This is a genomic window from Priestia sp. 3CA3, assembly GCF_056836725.1.
Map to the genome: position 1 here is coordinate 18,351 of NZ_JBXENJ010000013.1, position 24,036 is coordinate 42,386.

Consider the following 24,036-nt stretch of genomic DNA (forward strand, 5'->3'; position numbering starts at 1 on the left):
AAACAATGATTCAATATCAAGAAGAACAACAACAACTGAATCTCTATACGGAAAACAACCAACTGTCCATTGGAGTTTTACCTAGTGGACACGTTGTACTATTGTATTTTGGAAAAAAAATAAGTTCGGACTCCCTTTCTTATATAACAGGTGAGATTAAAAGAGCCAGTTATTTAGCAGATACGGACAGTATAAAGGATTTTAAACTAGAACAACTCCCATTTATTTATCCTGCATATGGGAACCCAGATTTGCGTACACCAGCTTTCCAATTTACTTATGAGAATGGAAGTAGAATATCAGATTATCGTTATAAATTTCATCGTATTTATGACGGTAAAAAAAAGATACCTGGTTTACCTAGCACGAATACAGATACAAAATTATCGACATTAGAACTAGTATTGAAAGATGAGGTTACTAGTAATGAGATTATTTTATCAATTAGCTGTTTTGATGAATATGATATCTTCACACAGCATGTTGAAGTTTTTAACTACTCTCAAGAAAAAGTAAAGATAAATCAAATAATGACTGTTAATCTGGATTTTTTAACCGATAAGTTAGATTTAATTACGCTAAGTGGTGCATGGGGTAGAGAAGCACATATTCATCGTAACAAAATCCGCCAAGGGTATCAGGGGATAGATAGTAAACGAGGCGCAAGTGGCCATGGGCAAAATCCTTTTATAGCTTTAGTTGACCCATCTACCAATGAAAACAGTGGAAATGTATACAGTATGAACTTTATTTACAGTGGAAACTTTATTGCTAACGTAGAAGTGGATATGCACCAAAATACTCGAATGCAATTAGGAATTAATCCTTTTGATTTTGAATGGTGTCTATCTCCAGGTGAAGTGTTTTATACACCAGAAGCAGTATTAGTTTTTTCTAATGAAGGATTAAATGGGATGAGCCAGTTATACCATCGATTTTATTTAGATTGCTTAATGCAAAGCAATCATGCCAGAAAAGAACGTCCTGTTTTAATTAATAACTGGGAAGCAACTTATTTTGATTTTAATAAAGCAACTATTTTAAGTTTAGCCAAAGAAGCAAGTGATATTGGAATCGAATTGTTTGTTTTAGATGATGGATGGTTTGGAGAGCGCAATGGTGATAATTCATCACTAGGGGACTGGGTTCCAAATGAAAAGAAAATTGGCGGCTCACTCAAAAACTTAATTAAGGATGTTAATAAGCTAGGTCTCGATTTTGGTCTTTGGTTGGAACCCGAAATGATTTCGAGAAACAGTAATTTATTTAAAGAACATCCTGATTGGATTATCCAAGTTCCTGGTCGTGTTCCACAGCAAGTACGTAACCAACTAGTATTAGACTTGAGTCGAAAAGATGTACAAAACTTCTTAATTGAAACTATCGATAGGCTCCTTACAGAAAATAATATCACTTATTTGAAATGGGATATGAATCGGAATCTTACGGATATGGGAAGCCTCATACTAGAAACTGACTATCAAAAGGAATTGGGACATCGCTATATTCTTGGATTGTACTTTATATTAGAAACGTTACTTGCCAAACACCCAGATGTATTAATAGAAAGCTGTGCTGGTGGTGGTGGTCGTTTTGATCCTGGTATGCTATATTACACTCCACAAATTTGGACCAGTGATAATACCGATGCAATAGAACGTTTGGCAACACAAGAAGGTATTTCTCTCCTCTACCCTCCAGTTTCAATGAGTTGTCATGTATCAGCCGTTCCAAACCATCAAGTCGGTCGTATGACAACATTAAATACTAGAGGAATTGTCGCACAACAAGGGAATTTTGGTTATGAAATAAATTTACTTGATGCAACTATGGAAGATAAATATCAAATGAAATTACAAATAGAATTTTATAAGAAATATCGTAACACGTTTCAATTTGGACAACATTATCGACTTAATGTATATGATGAGCAAAATGAAAAAGCTTGGATAAAAATGGACGCAAAAAAAGTGATAGTAAGTCATGTATATCGACTCGCCAAAGTAAATACTGTACCCAAACGATTAAAGCTCCAAAATCTTGAGGAAACAGCATCATATCATCTAGAGGGAACGAAAAGAACATTTAAAGGTGACGAATTGATGGAGATTGGAATTGCGTTAGAAAAACCAACTCATGATTTTTATGCGTCACAATGGGTTTTTACAAAGGAAAAGTAGTTTCATATTGTCGAGGAATTAATAATGTTGACATTAAGATTAAAAAACAGTGAAGGCAAAACTTTAAGTGAAAGGTCTCGTGAAACAGAAACATATCTAGCCTTTAAAGAATATGCATACGAAAGCGGCTATTATATTGAGCTTGTTGTTGAAAAAGTACCCCAATTTTTGTGGATACAAGTAGATGAGGCGCTTGCTCCAAGTTTAATTTATTTAACGGAGAAAACTTGGAAGTATAAAGTAATTACAGAACCAACACTTAAAAGAGCGTTTTCCCCAAAAATATTTAGTGGAGAGCGTCACTACATTTCAGTGAAAAAAGCAACCAAACAAGATATTAACACATATAGAAATTTAGCTTTGAATCCTCACGATCAAAAAGACGCTTCTGGAGCCTATCTACATGCCTATGCCAATGTAGAAACTAGAAACGATTCAATTTTTTTGCACGAAATGCAATAGACGGAATACTAGCAAATGAAAATCATGGTTCTTTTCCTTATAAGTCTTGGGGAATTAATCAGCAAGAAGATGCTAGTGTAGTAAAGGCAGGTGATGACTATTATCTTGCTACCTCGACCTTTGAGTGGTGGCCAGGAGTAGAAATCTATCACTCTCCTGATTTAATAAATTGGGATTTAGTAGCGCAACCAATAAATAAAACTAGTCAAGCCAACCTGGTGGGGAATTATAATTCCGGCAGTTTATGGGCCCCTCATCTTAGCTACTCTGAAGGGAAGTTTTGGCTATTATATACAGATGTAAAAACTGGTACAGCTTTTAAGGATATAATTAACTACCTTATTTCCTGTGAGACTATAAGCGGTGAGTGGAGTGAACCTGTATTTGTAACTGCAAGTGGTTTTGACCCGGCTTTTTTCCATGATGATGATAGACGCCACTATATTTTGAATATGCTTTTTGATCATCGTTTAGATAAACAAAATTTTTCAGGTCTAGTTATTCAGGAATTTGATTTGAAAGAAATGAAGCTTATAGGAGAACGTAATCATTTTTATTATGAAACAGACTTAGGTGTCTGTGAAGGACCACAGATTCTAAAAAAAGATGGATGGTATTACTTGCTTTGTGCAGCAGGAGGTACAGGGTATAGTCATGCTTCTACTATTTGTCGAAGCAAAAACGTTATTGGACCTTACGAATTGTCGCCGTTTCATCCTTTTATTACAACAAAAACAGATCCATCTAATCCTTTGCAAAAAAGTGGTCATGCATCCTTTGTATCAATATCTGAAAGTGAGTGGTATATCGTCCACATATGTTCTCGTCCCCTAACCGAGCGTGGAAATTGTACTTTAGGTAGAGAGACTGCTTTACAAAAAATTGAATGGATCGATGGATGGCCGCGTTTGGTTAATGGAACTCCATATCCCGAAATGAAGGTACCAAAGCCTAGCATTGCTCTAGAAACTGTTCAGAATACAGACAATTCAACATTCTGTAATTTTGATACAGAAGTTTTACCAAATTACTTTAAAACTTTAAGACGCCCTGGATATTTACGTCTATATGGAGAGCAAAGTTTATCAAGTCTTCATCAACAATCTTTAGTAGCAAGAAGGTGGCAAAGTTTTAGATTCCGAGCGGAGACAGAGATAGAGTTTTCTCCGAAAAGTTTTCAACAACTTGCTGGGCTAGTATTATTTTATGATACGGATAATTGGATCTATTTACATATTTCCTATGATGAGGAAAGAAGAAAGAAATATATCCAACTTGAAACAGCTAAAATTAATCAATTCAGTTATCAAACAGATCGAATTCTCATTAGCCAACATGAAGAACCTATTAAATTAGCAGTAGAAGTTAACAAAGAAAAGAGTCAGTTTTATTATAACTTATCTAATGAATGGATTAAGATTGGAGAAGAGATAGTAGTTAGTCATTTAAGTGATGACTTTATAAAAGCTAATGGGAAATTGGCTTTTTCAGGTGCTATGGTGGGAATATGTGCTCAAGATATGGATAATCACACTTCTTACGCAGACTTTAAGTATTTCAATTATCAAGAACTATCACGAGATAAATTAAAAATATAAAAATAGTAAAATCCCATGCCTATTATATGTCATCGACACTTATTGGCATGGGATTTGCTTTATGTTAAGTGTGGTATACGCTTACATTAAGTAAGATGATAGAATATCAAATTAATGAGTTTTAGCTGACTTAATCTTAAAAGGAGGATAATATGAGGATAAAAATATTTCATTGTCTATTAGCAGTATTATTATTAGTAATGGGCTTTAGCTGGAAAGCAGAGCCTAAAGTTTCTGCAGAACAGATTCAAAACGATATAAGTGAGAAAGTGAATCTCATTATTGAAGAGAAGGATGGATTTATTCATCCAGGTATCAGTGTTGATCCAGAAAAATTAAAGGAAACAAGACAAGAATTAATAAAAGGGAACGATCCCTGGAAAAGCTATTATAACGCTATGAAAGAGACTAAATATGCTTCAAAAACATTTGAATCGGCGAACTTGAAAGCTGGAACAATAGATCAGCCTAAAGATGCCACTTTTCAAAAGGCATCTGCCAATGTTAATTTAAGCAACGATGGTTTTAGAGCGTACACACAGACAGTATTATATTATTTAACTGGTAATAGTCAGTATAGATACAATGCATTAAGATTGGTCCGTATTTGGGAAAACATGGACCCCAATAGTTTTAAGTATTATGCCGACTCCCATATACATGTTGGAACACCATTTTATTATATGATAAGTGCTGCGGAGCTACTGCGATATACTACAGTTTTAGATTCAACATACAATGACGAAAAATCAGGGATAAAGGATTATAATTTAAATTGGACAGAAGAGGATACTAATAAACTCACTAAAAATTTGATTGATCCAGTTATTGACACTTTATTATATACAAATTACAGATACTTGAATCAACATACCTATCCCGTAATTGGAGCTATGGCAGGATATATATTTAAAGATGACAAAAAACGATATGAAGAAGCAGTAGAGTGGGCAATGGTTAACTCCACAACGGAAAAACCAGAAATAAACGGTGCCCTTAGTAACCAATTTAAATTAATAGATAAGAATAACCCGTTAAATCCCACTGGTCAAGATTACGTTCAACATTTAGAGATGGGACGAGATCAAGCTCACGGGTCAGGTGACGTCATTAATTTTACGGGTATTGCACGAATTCTTACCCAACAAAAAACAAAAGTGGACCCTATCAACGGAACAGTTTCCATAGCTGAAAATGCAGTAACTCCTTATTCTTTTCTGGAAGAGCGAATATTAGAAGGTTCGGAAAAGCTTTATAGCTATATGGGAGGTTTTACTATACCTTGGACAGAGCTAGGGATTCAAGACTACGGTGGGAAAGTATCTGAGGCTTATCGTGGACGAACAGGTTTATACTATAGCATGAGTGAGCTTTATGATGCATATAGATATAAGGAAAATATGACAAAAGAAGAGTTAGAAAAACAGGCTCCACAAATTTCATATATGGCCAAAAACTTAACTTCACCTGTTTTTTATAACGGAACAGTTAAAACTAATTTTTGGGGATCTTTTAGTGATAATAAAATGACAGAAATAGGAGCTGAATATTGGTTATCTATACCAAAAGAGCGGAATTTAGACAGCGAGTTATCTATCCCTTCTCAAAATGTAAGCGATTCCTCTGTTTTGTTTAATGAGAGAGCTGCTCTATTAGACAAGAGCTTAAGTAAGACAATGAATACAGAGGATATATCCTATATACGTGTTAACTCGGCAAATAATCAAAGTGATATAAAAGAAACCAATTACAATAATCTTTATCCGAATGATAAAAATACAGTACGTGGAGGGAATCAAATAGCATTGCCTTCTTTAATAAAATCAGCTCAAGAAGAGAGTAAATATCTTTCATTGCGAATACGCTCAAATGGTAATGCAAAGTTATTAATTAGCAGCAATAATTATTTGGATGAAGCTTACCAAGAAGTAAGTATCCCAAATACTCACGGAGAATGGAAAAACATAGTATATACAACTAGTGATAAAAAACAAATATCCAGAACTGCTAGGCAATTAGATAATATGGACTTTTATTCTGTGATTGCAGATACAGATGTTCAAGTAGATTTTGACCGTCTACAATATGTTAATGGCAACGGCGGGTTAGCTACAGAAGTACCAGCATTCCATGATACTTTAAGTCATGATTACTATCTCCTTAAAAAGATACCTTTTGAGGAAAAAATTGAGGTTAATAGTAAAGATAAACTAGTTTACAGTCTAGAAAATGCTCCTGAAGGAATGACTATCGATAATAATGGGATTATTAAGTGGACACCTGATAAAAAGACCAAAGAACAAATTACTGTCACAGTGGTAGTAGATAATGGTAATGTAATAAATACTATCCAACTTAACTTTAATGTTTCCAATAATTCTAACCAAGCGTATAAGAATGTTCTATCTTTATATGATCAAAATCTGGAATACACACAAAAAAGTATTCTTGAAGTTTCTAAAATGAAGGAAGAAGTTGAGATATTATTGGAGAACAAGGATGAAGATATTGAGTTCTTATCAGCATTGAGTAAATTTGCAAAAAGTATACGAGAATTAGAGTTATTGAATCCACAATTGGAGGATGGTTCCTTTAATTACTATGCATATGACTCTATTTTATCTTCAGTAACAACCATGAATAGAGACAACGTAAAAAAATTAATAGATAATGATACAGCAACTTTTAGTGGAGATTTAAGAGCCCCAGTTATATTTGATTTTGGAGCAGAATATAAAATTTCTCCAAAATCTTTTTCTTTCCAAACAAGAAAAGGATTTGCTAATCGTTCGGAAGGATTAAATGTTTACGGGTCTAATGATGGGAGCGAATGGATATTACTATCAGATAGACCTACTACAAATACAGAAGAAATGGAACGAATACCTGTAAAGTCTTCATTGACCAATCAGTCTTTTAGATACTTCAAACTTCAAATAGATTATCCAGGTATACCAACAGATCCGGCATATCCAGGGATTTCGTCATTTGCAGAATTGAGAATAGACGGATCCCGTCAAGAAGTAGATAATTAATAGCTAAACAAACATAAACAACCATACTAATTTGAGTGTGGTTGTTTATGTTTGTTTTTAAATAGATGGTATAAGCCTATAAGCCGTAATTCTTTACAAAGAAAAGAATAGCAAAAAAATAGTTTGATTTCTTATAAGTGAATTTAAAATATTTGGCCAATTTTAAAATTGCTGCAAAGGATTGGTGACTTCGCCGGAAAATATAAATAAAGGGGATTAAAAATATTGTGTCGGAATTTTTCGTATTACTTATCTGAAATATTATTTTTTAACCGCCACAAGTTGGCACAGACATTGCTATTAATAATGTAAAAGATAAGGGAGAAGGTTTAAAATGACAAAGAAGGTATTTTTAGTTTCGCACAATAAATTGGCAGAGGGCTTAAAAAAATCTGCAGAAATGATATCTGGAAAACAAGATAATGTGTATGCATACTGCTTAATGGAGGATAATTCTCCTAATGGTTTAATTAAGGAACTTAGACAACAGATTAAAAAGGAAGATCAAGTCTTCTTGTTAGCAGACATTGTTGGGGGAAGTATGTATAACGAAGCAATGACTTTATTATCCTTACCCAATATTAAATTAATAGGAGGAATGAATTTATCTTTATTATTAAACATTATTTTACAAGAGGATATAACAGATGAACAGCTGCTAACTATTATACAGGAAGCAAAAGACGGTATAAGTTTAGCACAAATCCCATTAGTTGCTAGCAAACAAGGGGATTTTTTCAGGTGAAAATAATATAAAAGGTAAGATTCGATATATAATAACTTCTTTGACTCAAAAAACTAAAGTGCTTTTTGATTATAGAAATTCCGCCAGAAACACAAAAGAAGACGTTTGTGTCTAAAATAATATATAAGTTTTAGAAAACAATGTAATAATAAGGATAATTTAAATCCGACAGTAAGTTGGCACAAAAATTGCTTTATAAGATAGTGAAACAAAATATTAAGGGAGAATTAAAGAATGGAGAAAAAAATATTTTTAATTTCACACAGTGATTTTGCCAAGGGAATTAAAGGAGCATTAGAGATGATTACGGGGAAACAAGATAATCTTTTTGCGTATTGTTTAAAAGAAGATAATACGCCTAATGTTTTGATTGAGGATATTCGACAAAAAATTAACGAGAATGACCAAGTAATCCTGCTGGCAGATATTACTGGAGGAAGTATGTATAATGAAGCAATTTCTCTATTAGTTCTTCCAAATGTCAGGTTAATAGGAGGGATGAATTTATCATTATTGTTAAGTCTTATTTTAGAAGATAATTTAACAGACGAGAAATTAGAAAAGATTATACAAAGTGCAAAAGATGGAATTAAACCAGCTAATATAAGTAAGATTACTGAACAAGGTGATTTCTTTAAATAAGGGGGATAATTATTAATGAATAAGTTAATTAGAATAGATGAAAGATTAATCCATGGACAAGTGGCTTTTCTTTGGACTAAACATTTGAATTTAGACAGAATTTTAGTCGCGAATGACTCTGTAGCAAATAATGAAATTCAAAAAACTTCTTTAATCATGGCCGCAGGAGATAGGGTGAAAGCAAGTATTGTGAAGGTTAAAGAAGCTGTTGAAATCTTGAATGACGAACGAATTGATAAACTTAAAGTATTAGTATTGGTAAATAACCCTGAAGATGCCCTATACATTTGTGAGAATGCTACTAATATACCAAAAGTAAATGTTGGGAACTATGGAAGAGTGAATGGAAAGATAAAAGAAAAGAAAGCGGTTACGGATAACTTATATGTAGAAGATAATGATATAAATACTTTTAAGAAAATAATAGAGTTGAAGATTCCTTTGGAATATCAATTGGTACCTGATAATACACCGTTAGATTTAACTAGTAAATTTTAAAACATTATACAGATATAAAAGGGGGAGTAAGCAATGTTAGTAGAAGCTATACTTATAGCATTAGTAACTTATTTGACTAAGTTTTTTGCATTAAGTTTTGCCAATCTACAAATGCGTCCGATTATACTCGGGCCGATAGTAGGATTGGTTTTGGGGGATATTCAGCAAGGCATAATTATAGGAGCAGCATTAGAAGCTGTATTCTTGGGGATTTTTGGAGTTGGGGGGTCACTACCATCAGATACTGAAATGGGAGCAATCATCGGCACTTCTTTTGCCATCTTAATGAGCAAAGATGTTGGAGCAGCTGTAGCTCTAGCTGTGCCGGTTGGTTTAATTTCAGTATTTATTTATCAATTGATTAAAATAGTTTGGCATAATGCTGTAGTTTCTATAGTAGACAAAAGTATTGAAAATGGAAGTGATCGACGGTTTGAACAGATTCATATATTTGCTGTTTTTGTCTTTGGGATACCATATGCTATTATCTCATTTATTGCTATTTTTGTTGGTGTAGAACCAATAAATAACTTAATGAATAATTTGCCTCAAGTAGTTAATGATTTCTTAACTATTGCATCACGCTTATTGCCTGCTTTAGGTTTTGGTTTATTATTAAAGTCTCTTTGGGACAAAGAGATTATTGCGTTCTATTTCCTGGGTTTTGGATTAGCAGCATATTTAGGTTTAGATACGATGGGTATTGCTCTATTTGGATCAGTAGTGGCTGTTGTTTACGCAATGAATTATTTTAATAAACAAAAATTAGAACAAAAACTTCTATTAGCTGGTGAAAGTAGTTCTTTGCAGACAAATGAAAGCGCTAAAAATAATAATACAGTAGATGATTTCTTTAACTAGGATTAGGAGGGTAAATAATGGCTAACAAAATGAAAGCAAAAAATAATAATATAGCTCCCGAAGAAAAGAAAATATTAAAAAAGGTATTTTGGAGATCTTTAACACAATCTGCAGAAATGAATTATGTAAAAATGCAGGGTATAGGTTATGGATTTGCCAGCATTCCTTTTCTAAAACATATTTATAAAGATAATAAAGAGGAATATTACAAGGCCCTTGAAAGAAGTTCATCATACTTTAACACATATCCGGGTTTTGTTCCTTTTATTATGGGTGTAACCCTTTCAATGGAAAAAGAAAACTCAGTAAAAAAGATTGACAATATGGATGAAACTGTAAATGGGATTAAGGTGGGGTTAATGGGACCACTAGCCGGTCTTGGTGACTCTTTCTTTATGGGAACCTTAAGAGTAATAGTTACAGGTATATCTTTAAGTCTAGCAACTGCAGGGAATATATTAGGCCCAATAATATTTTTCTTACTTTTTCATATTCCATTCTTCTTTGTTAGATATTTCGGAACATTTATTGGTTATTCAGTAGGCGCAACTTATATTAAAACAGCAACAGAGAGCGGCTTATTAAAAGCAGTTACAAAAGGTGCCACTATATTGGGACTTATAATGGTAGGTGCGATGACTTTTTTGAATGTTCCCTTTACTTTAGGTTTTACTACGACTATTTCAGGTCAAGAATTTGTCCTTCAAGATATACTGGACAAAATTATGAAAGGTCTACTTCCGCTTTCACTAGTTTGGTACTGTACACACTTATTAAGAAAAGGAAAAAGTGGAAATTTTGTCTTAATGATTATTGTCGTTTTATCGGCAATATTAGCGGTTCTAGGCATTGCTGTTTAAGAGGTTAAGCCATGAATAAGAATGGTGAAAAGTGGTATACAAAATCTGGTGATGAAATACAGGCTCATGGCGGAATGATTTTAAAATTCAGTGAAAAATACTATTGATATGGAGAATATAAGGGAGCACCAAATGTTGAAAATACAACACGTGTAGACTTTATCGGAATATCGTGTTATGAATCGGAAAATTTGATTGATTGGGAGTATGTGGGATTAGTTTTACAAGCAGATTGTGAAACTAAGGAAAGTTATTTACATCCTTCTAAAGTAATTGAACATCCAAAAGTCCTTTATAATGAGAAGACAAAGAAATTTGTTATGTGGTTTCATTATGATACAGCAGATTATCTATATGGGGGAGCAGGAGTTGCAATATCTGATTGTCCCCAAGGACCATTTGAATTAACGAAGGTAATAAAACCAAATAGAAAAGATTGTCGTGATACGACTCTATTCAAAGAAAATGGAAAAGGTTATTTAATTCATAGTAGCGATTTTAATAAAATACTTTATATCTCTGAACTAACAGATGATTTTCTAGATGTAAGCGGCTTATATACTAAAATATTAGTAGATCAAGAAAGGGAGGCACCAGCAATCTTTAAAGCTAATAATTATTATTTTACCATTACATCTGGCTGCAGCGGTTGGTCTCCCAATGCTGCTTTATATTCTAGAACCTCTCATCTTTTTTCACCAGCTAAATTAATAGATAATCCGTGTGAAGGGCCTAATTATCGTAGTACATTTAATGGGCAAGGAACATTTGTCTTTGAAGATAAAGGGGAGTTATTCTTCATGGTAGATCATTGGGTTCCTAAAAATTTACGTGACTCTGGTTACAGTATCTTACCTATTAAAGTCACTAACCGAGAAATAATAGTATCTTGGACAGAAACTCCCTTTTCTAGAGACTAATTTTTAATTCAGAGACAAATCTCTCTATGTATATATGTTATGAAAGGAGTAAGAAGATGCGAATTGAACTGAATCTTGGACAGAAGCAAAGTCAGAAACTTATTATGACACAGTCATTACAACAATCTATTAAAATTCTTCGTTTTAGCAATGAAGAATTGAATGAATATCTTCTAGAGAAATCTTTAGAAAACCCATTTCTCAATGTGAATATAGTAAGTGATTTTATGAATGTTCCAGTTCGTTCTTCAAATCAAAATGCTTCTCACAGTCACGAATCTTTTGACATCAATCATATAAAAGACAAAAATATCTCATTGCGTGACTACCTAATAAGTCAAATTAATTTAGAATTTGATGATACATTTTTGAGGAAAATTATATTATATTTAACAGAATGCCTTGATGCAAATGGTTATCTAGATATAACTTTAGACGAAGCACAGCAACAAACTTCTGCTAGTATGGAAATACTAACTAAAGCACTTAGTTTATTGCAACAATTAGATCCCCCTGGGGTCGGAGCAAGGAATTTACAAGAAAGTTTACTGCTACAAGTACAACGAAAAGGAGAGAAATCTCCACCTTGTACATACGAAATATTAAAGGATAATTTTGACGATTTTGTTCATAAAAGATGGTTAAAAATTGCAGAGATTTATAGTTTTGAGCTAAACAAAATACAAAAAATTGCTGATTTCATACGAAATTTATCTCCTTATCCAGGTGGTAATTTCGGTGAAGTAGATAAAAATTATATTGTTCCAGATGTTATTGTACATATTGAAAATAATAATATTACCCTTTCATCTAATAAGTTGGGTAAACAAAAAATCATGTTTAGATCAAAGTACTTTGATAAGATTAGTAAATTAAAAGACAAAGAAGTACAAACCTATCTGAAAGAAAAGAAAGATGATTTTAATATTTTGCAAAAGAATATTATACAAAGAGATAATACTATTCTGCGGGTAAGTAACGAGATAGTGAATATTCAATATGAGTTTTTCTTAAGTCCTAGCAACCCATTAAAAGCTCTAAAATTAAAAGACATTGCTAAAAAATTAGAATTGCATGAATCTACAGTAAGTCGTGCAGTAAATGGTAAGTACCTGCAAACTAATTTTGGCGTTTTTGAATTAAAGTATTTTTTTAATGCAGGATTGGCACAAGCGAATATTAAGGAAGATATATCAACAGCAAAAATAAAACAAAGAATTATAGAGCTCGTAAAAGCGGAAAATAAAAAAAAGCCTTTATCTGACCAAAAAATAGTTGATGTAATTAAAAAGGAGGGTATTTTAATCTCAAGAAGGGCGATTGCAAAGTATAGGGAAGAATTAAATATACCGTGTTCTACTAATAGGAGAAGATATGATTAGGATAATTAGCGATGAGAGTAATTTGATGTGGTTAATTACCTTTGTTTGTACTTTTAATTTTAATTACTGTTACGATGGACATAGGTACCTAAGTTAATATAATGAGGAAAAATATTTTGTTTTCTATTTTTATTATTTTGAAAAAAAAGAAAATTTTAAGAAGAATAATGCCTGAATTCTATAAAATCACTATTTTGGGGGAAGGTGCAAAAAAACAAAATGTCTAAATTCTTGGTATATAAGGAGTTAGGCTTATTTTTATTAAATTAGTTGAGGTACTCTTGTTTTCTGGTAATTCCATCAGTATCCAAACCATGGAACTTTACTCATTAAAAGTTTGTGAATTTTATTTGAATCATTCAAATATCTCAATCCAAGAGTCCGTAGGGACTGGCATCAAGTTGCCCTTAGCAAACTCCATATCACTTGTTCAATAAAAGGTAACTCAAAGAGTCTTTAATAAAATATCTATAAACCTAAAATATAAAATTGAGAATATAGCTTGGATTAGCTACTAATCAGATTGGAGCATTTAATGAACTCGCTAAGTAAAAATACTGTATTAGAAACGAGGCCACTGAAAAACTTTCGTTTTTTAACCTCATATCAGTATGGCAAAACAAAAAGGAGACTTTCTGTTCATTCATGAACGGAAAGTCTCCTTTCTTTATGTAACTTTTCACTTTGTTTCTTTCAATAATGTCATAATTCGTTTTAAATTGACGGCAAATATGGTCATGGCTCCTTGCATTTCCATGCCTAAGAAACCCGAGGAATTTGCAATATCATACCCGTGTCTATGCTTGAGTTCACTATTTTTCGCTTCAATCTTATACCGTTCTTTCGTCTTCACTTTAAAATAGTCGCTATCTTGGAAGGTCTTTTGTTCCGTATGTTCTGGCGATTTTATTGTAACGGAATACGTTTTACTTTTAGCCCCCTCTTTATAACATCCTTCTTTAAAAGGACACACTTTACACTTCTGGATATCAAAGAAGTACGTAGGACTTTGACTGTTATTCGTATTCTTTTTGCCTATTCGTGCTTTTCGAATGGCCATATGTCCAGCTTTACATATATACATCCCTGCATCTTTATTAAATTCAAATTCGTCTTCAGCTTTTCTTGAACCGTGCGTAATGATTGGATGTAATGTTGATACGAATTTGATATCATTCAGGTTGGCGAATTGAATATTATCTTTCTGAGAGTAAGCAGTATCCCCAATAAGTGTATCAATTTTCATTTCTGTTTTATGACCCTTTTCAAACAATGGCTGAAGATATTTCCCATCACTTTTTTCACCAGTTGTTATCACTGCAGCCGTAATAATTCGTTCTTCACTCATTGCCAAATGAGTTTTGTATCCGAAGAAAGAGGAATCAGCTGTTTTATGACCCATTCTAGCATCAGGATCATTCGAAGCTTTAAGGTTTTCTTGGTGATCCATAACAATTTCATTTAGATGATTCAACTTTTCTTTTACTTTAGGGTATTCACAAAGGGCCTCTTCATATTCAACTACCTGAACAACTTTTTGGCAATAGTCAATTATATCAATTACCTCATCTGAGGTAGGCTTAGGTGGGAATTTCCCTTTCATATCTTCATCAATCTGGTAGACAGCTTTGCGTAGCAGTTTGGATTTATCCATTAAAAATTCTTGAGGAGATTTTTGATTAAAACGTGCTCTTGTATGAGTAGCATCAACGAAAATAGAACTACTTTTTATTAGCTCTTTCTCTAGTGCAATCCCCACCGTTTTTTGGATAAGCATATCAAGTAAATTTACATCCTTTAAGCGCAGTTTACGAAACTTCGTTAACGAACTAGGATTGATCACGTCTTCTTCAGGAGCCATATCTAAAAAATACTTAAAAGACATACCGTATTTTGAGCGTTCAACAACATCAACATCAGATAGGTCAAAAATAGATTTTAGCAATAAATATTTAAACATTCGAACAGGCGGCACTGCGTTGCGACCATTGTCGAGACAATACTTATCCTGTAATTCATCTAGAACAAATGAAAAATCAACTAGTTCGTTAACTTGACGAAGCATATTATCTTTGGGAACGACGATATCATAAATAGCCGTAAATGGACTAAGATTAAGAGATTGTTGAGTAGAAATAATCCGTAACACCACCTAAAGTTTATATAGGTATTATAAATGAAAATAGCGAAGGCTAGACAGCACTCCTCCACTTGTAGTTTATTTAAATAATGTAACGTTTATTTGTCTTCTCCTAATGCAAATGTTACTCCATTTTAATAAAGGGATAGGAAGCCATTTACTTTTTTGGCTCCAATCTATCCTTTTTCATCCTAATAGGTATAATCTCGATGTTTAGAAACACACTAACCACATAAAAACGAAAAGGATGCGCATAATGAATAGACTCATTCAACCTCTCCATGGATACATTTTAATGATTATATCAACAGGGTTTATGGTTCATGTTCTCATTTTGCCAAACATCTTAACGGCAGCTCAAAGGGATTCATGGATAAGTGTCATTATAAGTAGCTTTCCAATCCTCGTTGTCAGTGTTTTTGTTGCTTATATATCGGGGTTACTAAATAAACAACCATTATTTTCATTTTTGAAAACTCACTATAAGCCTTCAATTATAAGATGTATAGCTTATCTAATTGCTCTTCTTTTATTATCAGAAGCTTTTGTTACCATGAAACATACCTTATTTTGGGGGCAAGCAAACTACGCTAAAGATATACCAAGTTTCGTGATTGTTTTAGGTGGAACAATACTTTGCTACTATGCATCTTCAAAAGGAATAAAGTCAATTGCTATTCTAGGTCCGCCCTTCTTTGTCGTTGTTACGTTACTGGGTTTTTTTATAGGGATAAGCAATATTCCTAAAAAAGAATATCAGTTATTATTTCCTGTGTTCGAACAAGGACTTGAACCTTCTTTAACGGGAATGGTTTATGTATGTGCCGGTGTGTTTGAAATCTTATTCCTACTTTTTTTTCAAGGCTATTCTAAACAACCTTTTTCGTGGAAAGGAATTGTACTCTTGAGTTTCATATTAATTGGGTTGACATTAGGACCATTAATAGGAGCTATCACAGAGTTTGGTGCCGAAGAAGCTGCAAAAATACATAATCCGGCTTATGAGGAGTGGAAACTATTATCTATTGGAAGTTACATTACTAGGGTAGATTTTCTTTCTATCTTTCAATGGATGACAGGAGCTCTTATACGTATTAGTTTGTTTGTATTTTTCACTAATGAAATCCTTGATATGAGAAAAAAGAAACGCTCACTCTTAATTTTATATATCATGTTAATGATTGGCTGTCTAATCCATTGGAATCAAACAGACTTTACGCAATGGCTCTATAGTTACTATTTCCCTATTATAGCCGGTGTGTTGATTATCTATGGAGCGACTCTTCTTATTTTAATTAAATTGAAAAGTAGGTGAATATATTATGAAAGATTCTCATCTAGAAAACCTCTTAACAAAAGATGATCTGTGTTATTTGTTTAAACCTCTTTCTGACGTTCAAATTAGCCCGAAACACTTTACACTCAAAGGCATTAATCAAGAAATCCTATTAATTTATGCAAAAGGAATGGTGGATAGCCAACTTATTTATGAGTTTGTTTTACCTCGTATCTTGGATGTGTTTTCTCATGGTCAAACTTTAAACTTACAAAATCTTGGTCAGTTTCTTGAGGTCAAAGAAATCGAATACTCTTCAACCTTACGGGAGAACCTTTCATCAGCTATCTTTTCGGGTCAGCTTTTGCTATTCAACTGTGAAACAGGTAGGCTATATGCTGTCAATGTAGCCAAACTTCCTCAAAGAAGCGTAGACGAGTCAAATATGGAAGTATCTATTCGTGGTCCTCGAGATGGTTTTGTTGAAAGTATAGAAGTAAATATAGCTCTCATTCGTCAACGCTTAAAAACTGTATCTTTAGCAACTAAATCTTATACTTTAGGCACAAGAAGCAATACGACCGTTACACTGCTTTATATGAAAGACATCATAGATCCAGATATTTTAAAAACTATAAAGAGTAGACTAAACCAAATTAATACGGATGTCATCAACAGCAGTTATCAAGTAGAAGAATTGTTGTATGACCGTACATTTTCCTTCTTCCCATTATTAGATTACTCTGGGCGTCCAGACTATGTTGCCCAATCACTTAATCAAGGTCGATTTGCAATCTTAATAGATGGAAGCCCTAGCTGCTTAATTGGACCAGTAAATTTAGAGTTAATTATAAAAAGTCCTGAAGATAATCAACTTAGTTTTTTTTATGCGAGCATTTCTAGAACCTTAAGACTAAGCGCACTGGTAACGACCATTTTACTTCCAGGTTTTTGGACAGCACTAACGTCTTATCAACCGGACCAAATTCCATTTCCTCTATTGGCAACAGTCTCAGTGTCTCGACAAGGTCTACCTCTACCTGGACCTCTCGAGTTATTTATTATGCTTGTTTTTTTCGAGCTATTTAAAGAGGCGGGTATACGGTTGCCTAAGTCCGTAGGGCAAACTGTAGCAGTATTAGGTGGTCTCATTGTAGGAGATGCTGCGATTAGGGCAGGTCTTACCTCTCCTTCTACATTAGTAATAGGAGCTGTTACAGTCATTTCGAGTTACACATTAGTTAATCAAAATGTCGCAGGTAATATTTTAATTGTTCGCTTCTTTATTTTTGGTCTATCCTCTTTTTTAGGATTATATGGTTTCTTTATAGGCGTGTTCTTTATGTTCATCTATCTAGCTAGCTTAGAAAGTTTTGGGTATCCGTATATGGTTGGTTTTCAAGTACTTAACAGAGGAGATTTAATTAAAAGCTTTCTTAAATCACCTTTTAAGTTCTTGAAAGAGCGTAACCATGCTTATTCACCAGTAGATCCAGACCGACAAAAGGAGTAATAGAATGAAGCCAACAAAGACAATTATTATGCTCATTTTTTTATTGTCTCTCACTGGATGTTGGGGCATGAAGGAGATACAACATCAAATTTATGTTACAGCTGTAGGGTTGGACTTTAAGAAAAATAAATATTATGTTTACTTTCAAGCCATGAGCTTTTCAAATGTAGCTATGCAGGAAGGAGGGGCTTCTTCTGCTGAAGAACCACCTATCTTAATTGGCACTGGTAAAGGTGATACACTAGAAGAAGCTTTTGATAATATTCAAAAATCTTCTCCTTCCCCTTTATACTTTGGGCATATTAGCACCCTATTCTTTACTCCTTCTATGCTGAAACATCACCTAAATGAGTTCCTAGATTATGCAGGACGAACAGAAGTTATTCGTTATAACACAGGCATATTTAGTATTACAAAGGATATGAAAGAGGCCATGTCTTTAAATGGATTTTTCGGACGTGCCCCTGCTTTCTCATTTACATTTAATCCAGGCGAAGTTTTAGAAAATGATTCATTTGTTCCAACTATTACGTATCAAAACCTTATTCAACGATATGAACAGCCCGTAGGATCTATATTAATTCCTTCTTTAAAAGTAGATGAAAAGCAATGGAAAGAGGGAGAGAAGCCTAAACCAATTGTTAAAGTTTCAGGCGGATATCTTCTAGCTCATAAAAAGATTAAAGGGTGGTTGAGTACAAAAGAATTAGAAGGAATTAACTGGTTTAACACAGAAGCAATTCATCTATATTTAGTGGACAAATCAAGAAAAGTAGGGGTTAAAGTGAAAAATCCACATCTTAAAATAAACGTCTTGAAACATAGTCCAATACCTCAGTATGAAATTACGGTAAAAGTGCCTGTAACGATTCAGGAGAATACAAAGAATATCTCTCAAGAGAAGCTTAAGAATGTAGTGAAAAAGTTAGTCAAGCAACAGATTAATAAGACATTTCAGAAAGGAATAGATCTTGATGCGGACGCACTCAATCTGTCGGAGAAAACTTATCGCTTTAACCGTTACGAATGGAGTCTTCAAGAACTTAATGAACTAACTCCAAGTTCTATTAAAGCAATTGAGGTAAACGTGACCTTAGAAAAGTCTAGCGCTTATAAATGATAAGGTCAGGCTACTAGTACCTAAAACACTAGCAAATTTAGTGGGAACCTTAGTGCTGATACAACTGCATCTGTAAACGAATTGGTAGGTGGTGAAACCAACAAACGTTTTTTATAAATAACTGAACAATAACTTGGCGACGGATGAATGTAAAATGAAGATTCATTCTTGATTTTAGTGTTTATGACATTAATGTCTATAACTAAGAGTAATCTTTTCTATGTTTAGAAAAATATATAAGATGCTAATAAGTATCTACGATCTTGTTCATCCAATGAAAAAAATCCCTATTGATAGAGGGATCTTTTCGTTTTTTAATGTGAATATTTTATTAGATGTAGTACCTCATAAGAATAAAGGCAATTGGTTTACTCTTTATCACGCATTGAAAAAGTAACATAACGCTGAGTTAAAAATAAAGAAAAGATAAAAAAAACCTCAAATATATTTATGACAGCTGTACTTGGAAGGTTAAATGGTATAGCACTTCCCCCAACCATGAGTAATACTCCAATCATCATTATATTCCAGCCCATTTTACGGTATAGTGATATCCTAACAATAAGTAAAACGAATGCAACAATAATAACTATTAAAGGTGGACCAGAACCTCCTACAAGAGTAAAGCGAACAATACCATAATCTTGCATTATTTTTTGCTCTTTATTAATCGTTTGTACAATCTCGTAACTTATAAGAGCTAGTGTACTTATGAGGAAGATGATTTTGAATATAAGTTTCTTAGCCCATTGAAGATTGAAATGCTTAGCCACTCCATAAGCAAATAGTATAAGAGTAGGCGTAAATAAAGTATGAAATCAAAAACGAAACATACTAAGAAGGAAAAGGACATTACCTTCTCCAATAAATGAACCTATAGAAAGGATGACATTATCGTAAATTAAACCAGTTATTACAAGAGGTAGAAATGCCATATAAAAGGGTACTGGTCTTTTTTTAATAAGTTTTATGCTAAAAAGAAGCAGCACTAAGTAACAAATACTAAACAGAAAATAGAGTATCGTATCAATCATTTTTTTCTCCTTAATTATTTCAGCAAACACTAAGAGTTAATTATCATAATTCATTTCAATGTCACATTTAACAATTGACTCTTTTCATTGAGCAGTTGGTAACTTTTCCACTCATTGCGCGTACTATTTTTTACTTTTATCTTTTGAACTGGAATGTTTTTTGCCCTTAAAGCTTTGATTAAAAGATCTATAGTTAGGATTAAACTATTTAAAAGCTGAAGATATATTCAATGCAGTAGCTACTAAAATGGAAATTGCTCAGGCTGAAAATATAATAGGATTAAAATTTCCAGAGAGGTTTAAAGACCTTTTACTCGTGCACAATGGTCAAAAGAGTGAATGCATAGGAGTTATAGGAAATTGCGACTTGTTATCTCTCGACGAAATAGTACATGGTTGGCGGGTAATGAAGGAGAATTCTGGTGGAATCCTTTTTGGATTCCTGTAGTAACTAATACCACAGGATACTATATATGTATTGATTTAAATCCAGCTGAAGGTGGAAAAGTGGTCCAGATTATAACCTTTTGGCATGATTGGGAAGAATGTCAGGTTGTATCAGATAGTTTTGAGAAATGGTTTCATCAAATTGTAACATACCTTAAAAAATGGTACTTACAAGCTTGTTAAAGAAGATGGAGAACTTATGTTTAATAACTATGGCTTTATAGAAGAATAGAAAGCTTTTTACTTATTTCTGTTATATTTAGACGTACTATAAGTTGTTTTATGTCAACCATAAGAAGCCTAGAGTTAAAAGTCTATGCTTATATAATACAGTTCTAATTTTATTTAATTACTCATACATAAAACGAATTAGAAATCATGAGTATCAGACCATCCAAAAATAAATTAGACAATCAGCTCGAATCACTCTGCAAGAATAATTAGAGAAATTGAAGCTGTAATTAATAATCCATAATCCATCTACAGTAATAAATCCTGAATTAAAAAAGAGCAAACCATTATTAAGGATTTGCTCTTGATACTTTAATGAATTATAAATTAGGCTTTTTTAGCAATTAATTCATCTATTTCCAATGAATTTTTCACTACTTTCTTTACTGACTTTCTAAAGACTAACGTCATGAAGATTGCGAGAATAGCCGCACAGGCACAGAAGATAAAATATCCGTTATACCCACCGTTAGGTCCCAGTGCCTTAAACAATTCAATATTAACGAGAGGCATTAAAATATCTGGTAAATAACCTATAAAAGATACCACTCCAATCGCTAGACCGAGTACTTTTTCATCAATTTTACACTCTCCAAGAAGCGACCAGTAAAGACCTCTAACAATATAAATCATTAAGCCAACCATTACGACTTGGATTTTGAAGTACATGTGAGGCATCGTAATTGGTGCGGTCGATATCGCGATTAAAAAAGCAGCAGCTAAACCTAAGGCGATCATCAGGATATTGCTCCTCCCAAACTTATCCCCTAAAAACCCGCCTAAAACCCCGCCAATCGGCCGCATCCAAAGCATTAATACTGTTATTTCACCTACAGTTGCTGCATCAATTTTAATGTTCGTTTGTAAAAATCCGCCTTGATAATATACGGACCAGGTTACAATATAGGACATAAAGATGATGCCGCCTAACAGCCAGATAAACTTATTACTAAGGATTTGCTTAAAATCGTTCATATTTACTTTCTTACGCGTTTCGGCTGCTTTAGATATAAATTCTTTTTTTATAGAATTTTTGTCTTCTTTAACAAAAATTAAAATAAGCATGGAAACCAATATAAGTGCAGTGGAATACATGTAAACAACAAATTGTAAGGCTTCTTTTTTATTAGCCAATGCTGTATTGTCTCCTAATACATTCGTGAAAATAAATAGCGCTATACTTGCCAATATAGCTTCTACTAATCCACGACCCCCATCTAAAGCACCAAAAAATCTTCCTTCTTCTTCCTTTTTCGCAATTAATTTTACAAGTTTTAAATGAGCTGCCCAAAAGGTGAAGACGGAGAAAAATCCCCAAATTCCAAATATCACAAGAACCATTGAATAACTCGGAACTTGAGCAAACCATAGTCCAGTCAGTCCACAAATTAAGAGTGAAATGAATAAAAGTTTTTTGGCGGAAAATCTATCAGCAAGCCAGCCACTTGGAGAATAACCTACAAGATAAGCCACACCTAGAACTGAAAAAATCCCATTTAATTGTTTAAGTGATATTCCATAAACTTCTAAAATCGTTTCTTGATAATTTGTTTTTAAATAGATAAGTGGAAATATTGATCCTGCTGCTAAAATAATGAGGAAAAACTGAAAATACCTACTATAATTTTTCTCTGCCACAAAATCACTCTTTTCTTAAGCAAAAATGGGATAAGATTGCTTTAAAATTTCATCTGTATAAACTCTCACATTTTTCACGACAGTGTTGTTAATAGTATTGTAGAATACATGGTTTTTTGGGTTTGGAAAAAATGTTTGTTGAGTTTTAACCATTTTACTTGCAGCCTCATAAAAATCTTTGTAAACCGATAAATATTGGCAAACACATATGGCAGCTCCTAGACACGCACTACTGTTACCTATACGTCTATGAACTGGTAAACCAAAAAGATCAGCAATAATTTGCATAATGACATCACTCTTAGAGCCTCCGCCTATTACGACTAAATCGTTTAATGTCACATCTATTTCCTCTAACATATCGTCAATATTGTTTTTGATATTAAAAGAAATCGCTTCCAAAATTGAACGGTAAATATGGTATTTTGTATGGCGTTGATCAAATCCAATCATAATACCTTTTCGATAGGGCACGGAGGGTGTTGATAACCAGTCTAGGATGGTTATTAAGCCATCGCTACCCGCTGGAATATCTTGAGCTCTTAAATTCAAGTATTCTTCTTCTGATACACCAAATTTTGCAGCTTCTGTAACAAGCTCTTCTCCGATTAACTTTTTAAACCAACTCACTGTCCACATACCGCGTCTTATTCCGTTCGATTCATAAACATATTTAAATGGAATACATGCGAGCGTAGGAAAAAAATTAAGAGCATTTTCTTTATATTCATTTCTTAACAACATAGAAGAAATAAAAGTTCCAAGAGAAATCATGATTGTTCCTTCATCCTTTATCCCGGAACCCAAAGCCTCTACAGCTTTATCATTGGCTGTTGCCACTACTGGAGTATCTTGGTTAAATCCAAATTCGTGAACCAGTTCTTTTCGTATCGTTCCGAGCTTTTCACCTGGCTTTACAAGATCAAATACCATTTCTCTTTTCAGCCCACATGCTTCAAATAGTTCAGTATCTTGAGTCCAATCCAATGTTTTGCGGTCCAACGGCCAGTGAACTTCGTAATTCGAAGCTGTGTCCTTAAACTCGCCTGTCAAGCGAAAACCTATATAACCAGAAGTTGTCGTTACATACTTGACTTGATCATCAGAATGAACATATGGTTTATTAAGTCTAGAATCCATCCAGCTTATCACTGGATAAGCTAGATGGCCATTTTCTTTTAATAAAACTCGACAACACCTAATTGTACAAAGTCCAATCCCGGCAATGTCTTGAGGATTACCATTAAAATTGTCTAGGCAATCTTTAATCGCTCCATACACACTGTCCCATAAGTCATCATCGGGATGGATTACTATTCCTGGTTCAGGTGATAACGTTTCTTTTAATTTATAAGATCCAAAAGCAACTTCCGTTCCTTCAAAGTCATAAATTGCTACCTTTGTACTCTGTGAGCCATTATCAATTCCCATTACATATCTACTCATATAATCAC

17 protein-coding genes and 2 pseudogenes are annotated in these 24,036 nt (G+C 33.4%); 15 read left to right on the forward strand and 4 right to left on the reverse strand.

The window, feature by feature from the left end; all coding sequences use genetic code 11:
* Positions 1–5 precede the first annotated feature (5 nt).
* The 11 genes and pseudogenes from AC1VNJ_RS23860 (at position 6) to rpoN (ending at position 13,183) form a co-directional block, all read left to right on the forward strand.
* The gene (locus AC1VNJ_RS23860; protein WP_482641377.1) at positions 6–2,180 is read left to right on the forward strand and encodes an alpha-galactosidase; all 2,175 of its coding nucleotides are present in this window, start codon (positions 6–8) and stop codon (positions 2,178–2,180) included.
* A gap of 27 nt (positions 2,181–2,207) precedes the next feature.
* Positions 2,208–2,642, forward strand: coding sequence for a hypothetical protein (locus AC1VNJ_RS23865; RefSeq protein WP_482641378.1), 435 nt, complete (start codon positions 2,208–2,210; stop codon positions 2,640–2,642).
* A 53-nt stretch (positions 2,643–2,695) separates the two neighbouring features.
* On the forward strand, positions 2,696–4,240 hold the full coding sequence (locus AC1VNJ_RS23870; RefSeq protein WP_482641402.1) for a glycoside hydrolase family 43 protein: 1,545 nt from the start codon (positions 2,696–2,698) through the stop codon (positions 4,238–4,240).
* 152 nt (positions 4,241–4,392) lie between these two features.
* The gene (locus AC1VNJ_RS23875) at positions 4,393–7,275 is read left to right on the forward strand and encodes a putative Ig domain-containing protein (RefSeq protein ID WP_482641379.1); all 2,883 of its coding nucleotides are present in this window, start codon (positions 4,393–4,395) and stop codon (positions 7,273–7,275) included.
* 334 nt (positions 7,276–7,609) lie between these two features.
* Positions 7,610–8,020, forward strand: coding sequence for a PTS sugar transporter subunit IIA (locus AC1VNJ_RS23880; RefSeq protein ID WP_482641380.1), 411 nt, complete (start codon positions 7,610–7,612; stop codon positions 8,018–8,020).
* 234 nt (positions 8,021–8,254) lie between these two features.
* A complete protein-coding gene (locus tag AC1VNJ_RS23885) occupies positions 8,255–8,662 on the forward strand; it encodes a PTS sugar transporter subunit IIA (RefSeq protein WP_482641381.1) in 408 nt (135 codons plus the stop codon).
* A 15-nt stretch (positions 8,663–8,677) separates the two neighbouring features.
* Positions 8,678–9,160 (forward strand): PTS sugar transporter subunit IIB, encoded by a 483-nt coding sequence (locus AC1VNJ_RS23890; RefSeq protein WP_482641382.1) that lies wholly within the window; start codon positions 8,678–8,680, stop codon positions 9,158–9,160.
* Between the two features lie 33 nt (positions 9,161–9,193).
* Positions 9,194–10,021 carry a PTS mannose/fructose/sorbose/N-acetylgalactosamine transporter subunit IIC gene (locus tag AC1VNJ_RS23895; protein ID WP_482641383.1) on the forward strand — a complete coding sequence of 276 codons (828 nt, stop codon included), beginning with the start codon at positions 9,194–9,196 and terminating at the stop codon, positions 10,019–10,021.
* Positions 10,022–10,038: 17 nt separating this feature from the next.
* Positions 10,039–10,881, forward strand: coding sequence for a PTS system mannose/fructose/sorbose family transporter subunit IID (locus tag AC1VNJ_RS23900; protein WP_482641384.1), 843 nt, complete (start codon positions 10,039–10,041; stop codon positions 10,879–10,881).
* A gap of 155 nt (positions 10,882–11,036) precedes the next feature.
* Positions 11,037–11,801, forward strand: a pseudogene (locus tag AC1VNJ_RS23905) (glycoside hydrolase family 43 protein); the annotation flags it as partial.
* Positions 11,802–11,857: 56 nt separating this feature from the next.
* Positions 11,858–13,183, forward strand: a complete 1,326-nt coding sequence (gene rpoN / locus AC1VNJ_RS23910) for an RNA polymerase factor sigma-54 (RefSeq protein ID WP_482641385.1) — start codon at positions 11,858–11,860, stop codon at positions 13,181–13,183.
* 679 nt (positions 13,184–13,862) lie between these two features.
* On the opposite strand, the gene AC1VNJ_RS23915 is transcribed toward rpoN, so the two are convergent.
* Positions 13,863–15,323 (reverse strand): IS1182 family transposase, encoded by a 1,461-nt coding sequence (locus AC1VNJ_RS23915; RefSeq protein WP_482641403.1) that lies wholly within the window; start codon positions 15,321–15,323, stop codon positions 13,863–13,865.
* 256 nt (positions 15,324–15,579) lie between these two features.
* On the opposite strand from AC1VNJ_RS23915, the gene AC1VNJ_RS23920 reads away from it, so the two are divergent.
* Genes AC1VNJ_RS23920 through AC1VNJ_RS23930 form a run of 3 tightly spaced genes read left to right on the forward strand, consistent with a single transcriptional unit; the run spans position 15,580 to position 19,232 of the window.
* Complete coding sequence (locus AC1VNJ_RS23920; RefSeq protein WP_482641386.1) at positions 15,580–16,638, forward strand: endospore germination permease; 1,059 nt, start codon at positions 15,580–15,582, stop codon at positions 16,636–16,638.
* A gap of 7 nt (positions 16,639–16,645) precedes the next feature.
* Entirely contained in the window at positions 16,646–18,112 is a 1,467-nt protein-coding gene (locus AC1VNJ_RS23925; RefSeq protein WP_482641387.1) for a spore germination protein, read from the forward strand.
* Between the two features lie 4 nt (positions 18,113–18,116).
* Positions 18,117–19,232: a Ger(x)C family spore germination protein gene (locus AC1VNJ_RS23930; RefSeq protein ID WP_482641388.1), complete on the forward strand. Its 1,116-nt coding sequence runs from the start codon at positions 18,117–18,119 to the stop codon at positions 19,230–19,232.
* 368 nt (positions 19,233–19,600) lie between these two features.
* Here the strand turns inward: AC1VNJ_RS23930 and AC1VNJ_RS23935 are convergent, their stop codons facing one another.
* Positions 19,601–19,882, reverse strand: coding sequence for a hypothetical protein (locus tag AC1VNJ_RS23935; protein WP_482641389.1), 282 nt, complete (start codon positions 19,880–19,882; stop codon positions 19,601–19,603).
* 631 nt (positions 19,883–20,513) lie between these two features.
* On the opposite strand from AC1VNJ_RS23935, the pseudogene AC1VNJ_RS23940 reads away from it, so the two are divergent.
* A pseudogene (locus AC1VNJ_RS23940) lies at positions 20,514–20,896 on the forward strand (SMI1/KNR4 family protein).
* 375 nt (positions 20,897–21,271) lie between these two features.
* Here the strand turns inward: AC1VNJ_RS23940 and AC1VNJ_RS23945 are convergent.
* A complete protein-coding gene (locus AC1VNJ_RS23945; RefSeq protein ID WP_482641390.1) occupies positions 21,272–22,582 on the reverse strand; it encodes an MFS transporter in 1,311 nt (436 codons plus the stop codon).
* 15 nt (positions 22,583–22,597) lie between these two features.
* Positions 22,598–24,013 carry an FGGY-family carbohydrate kinase gene (locus AC1VNJ_RS23950; protein WP_482641391.1) on the reverse strand — a complete coding sequence of 472 codons (1,416 nt, stop codon included), beginning with the start codon at positions 24,011–24,013 and terminating at the stop codon, positions 22,598–22,600.
* Between the last annotated feature and the right edge of the window lie 23 nt (positions 24,014–24,036).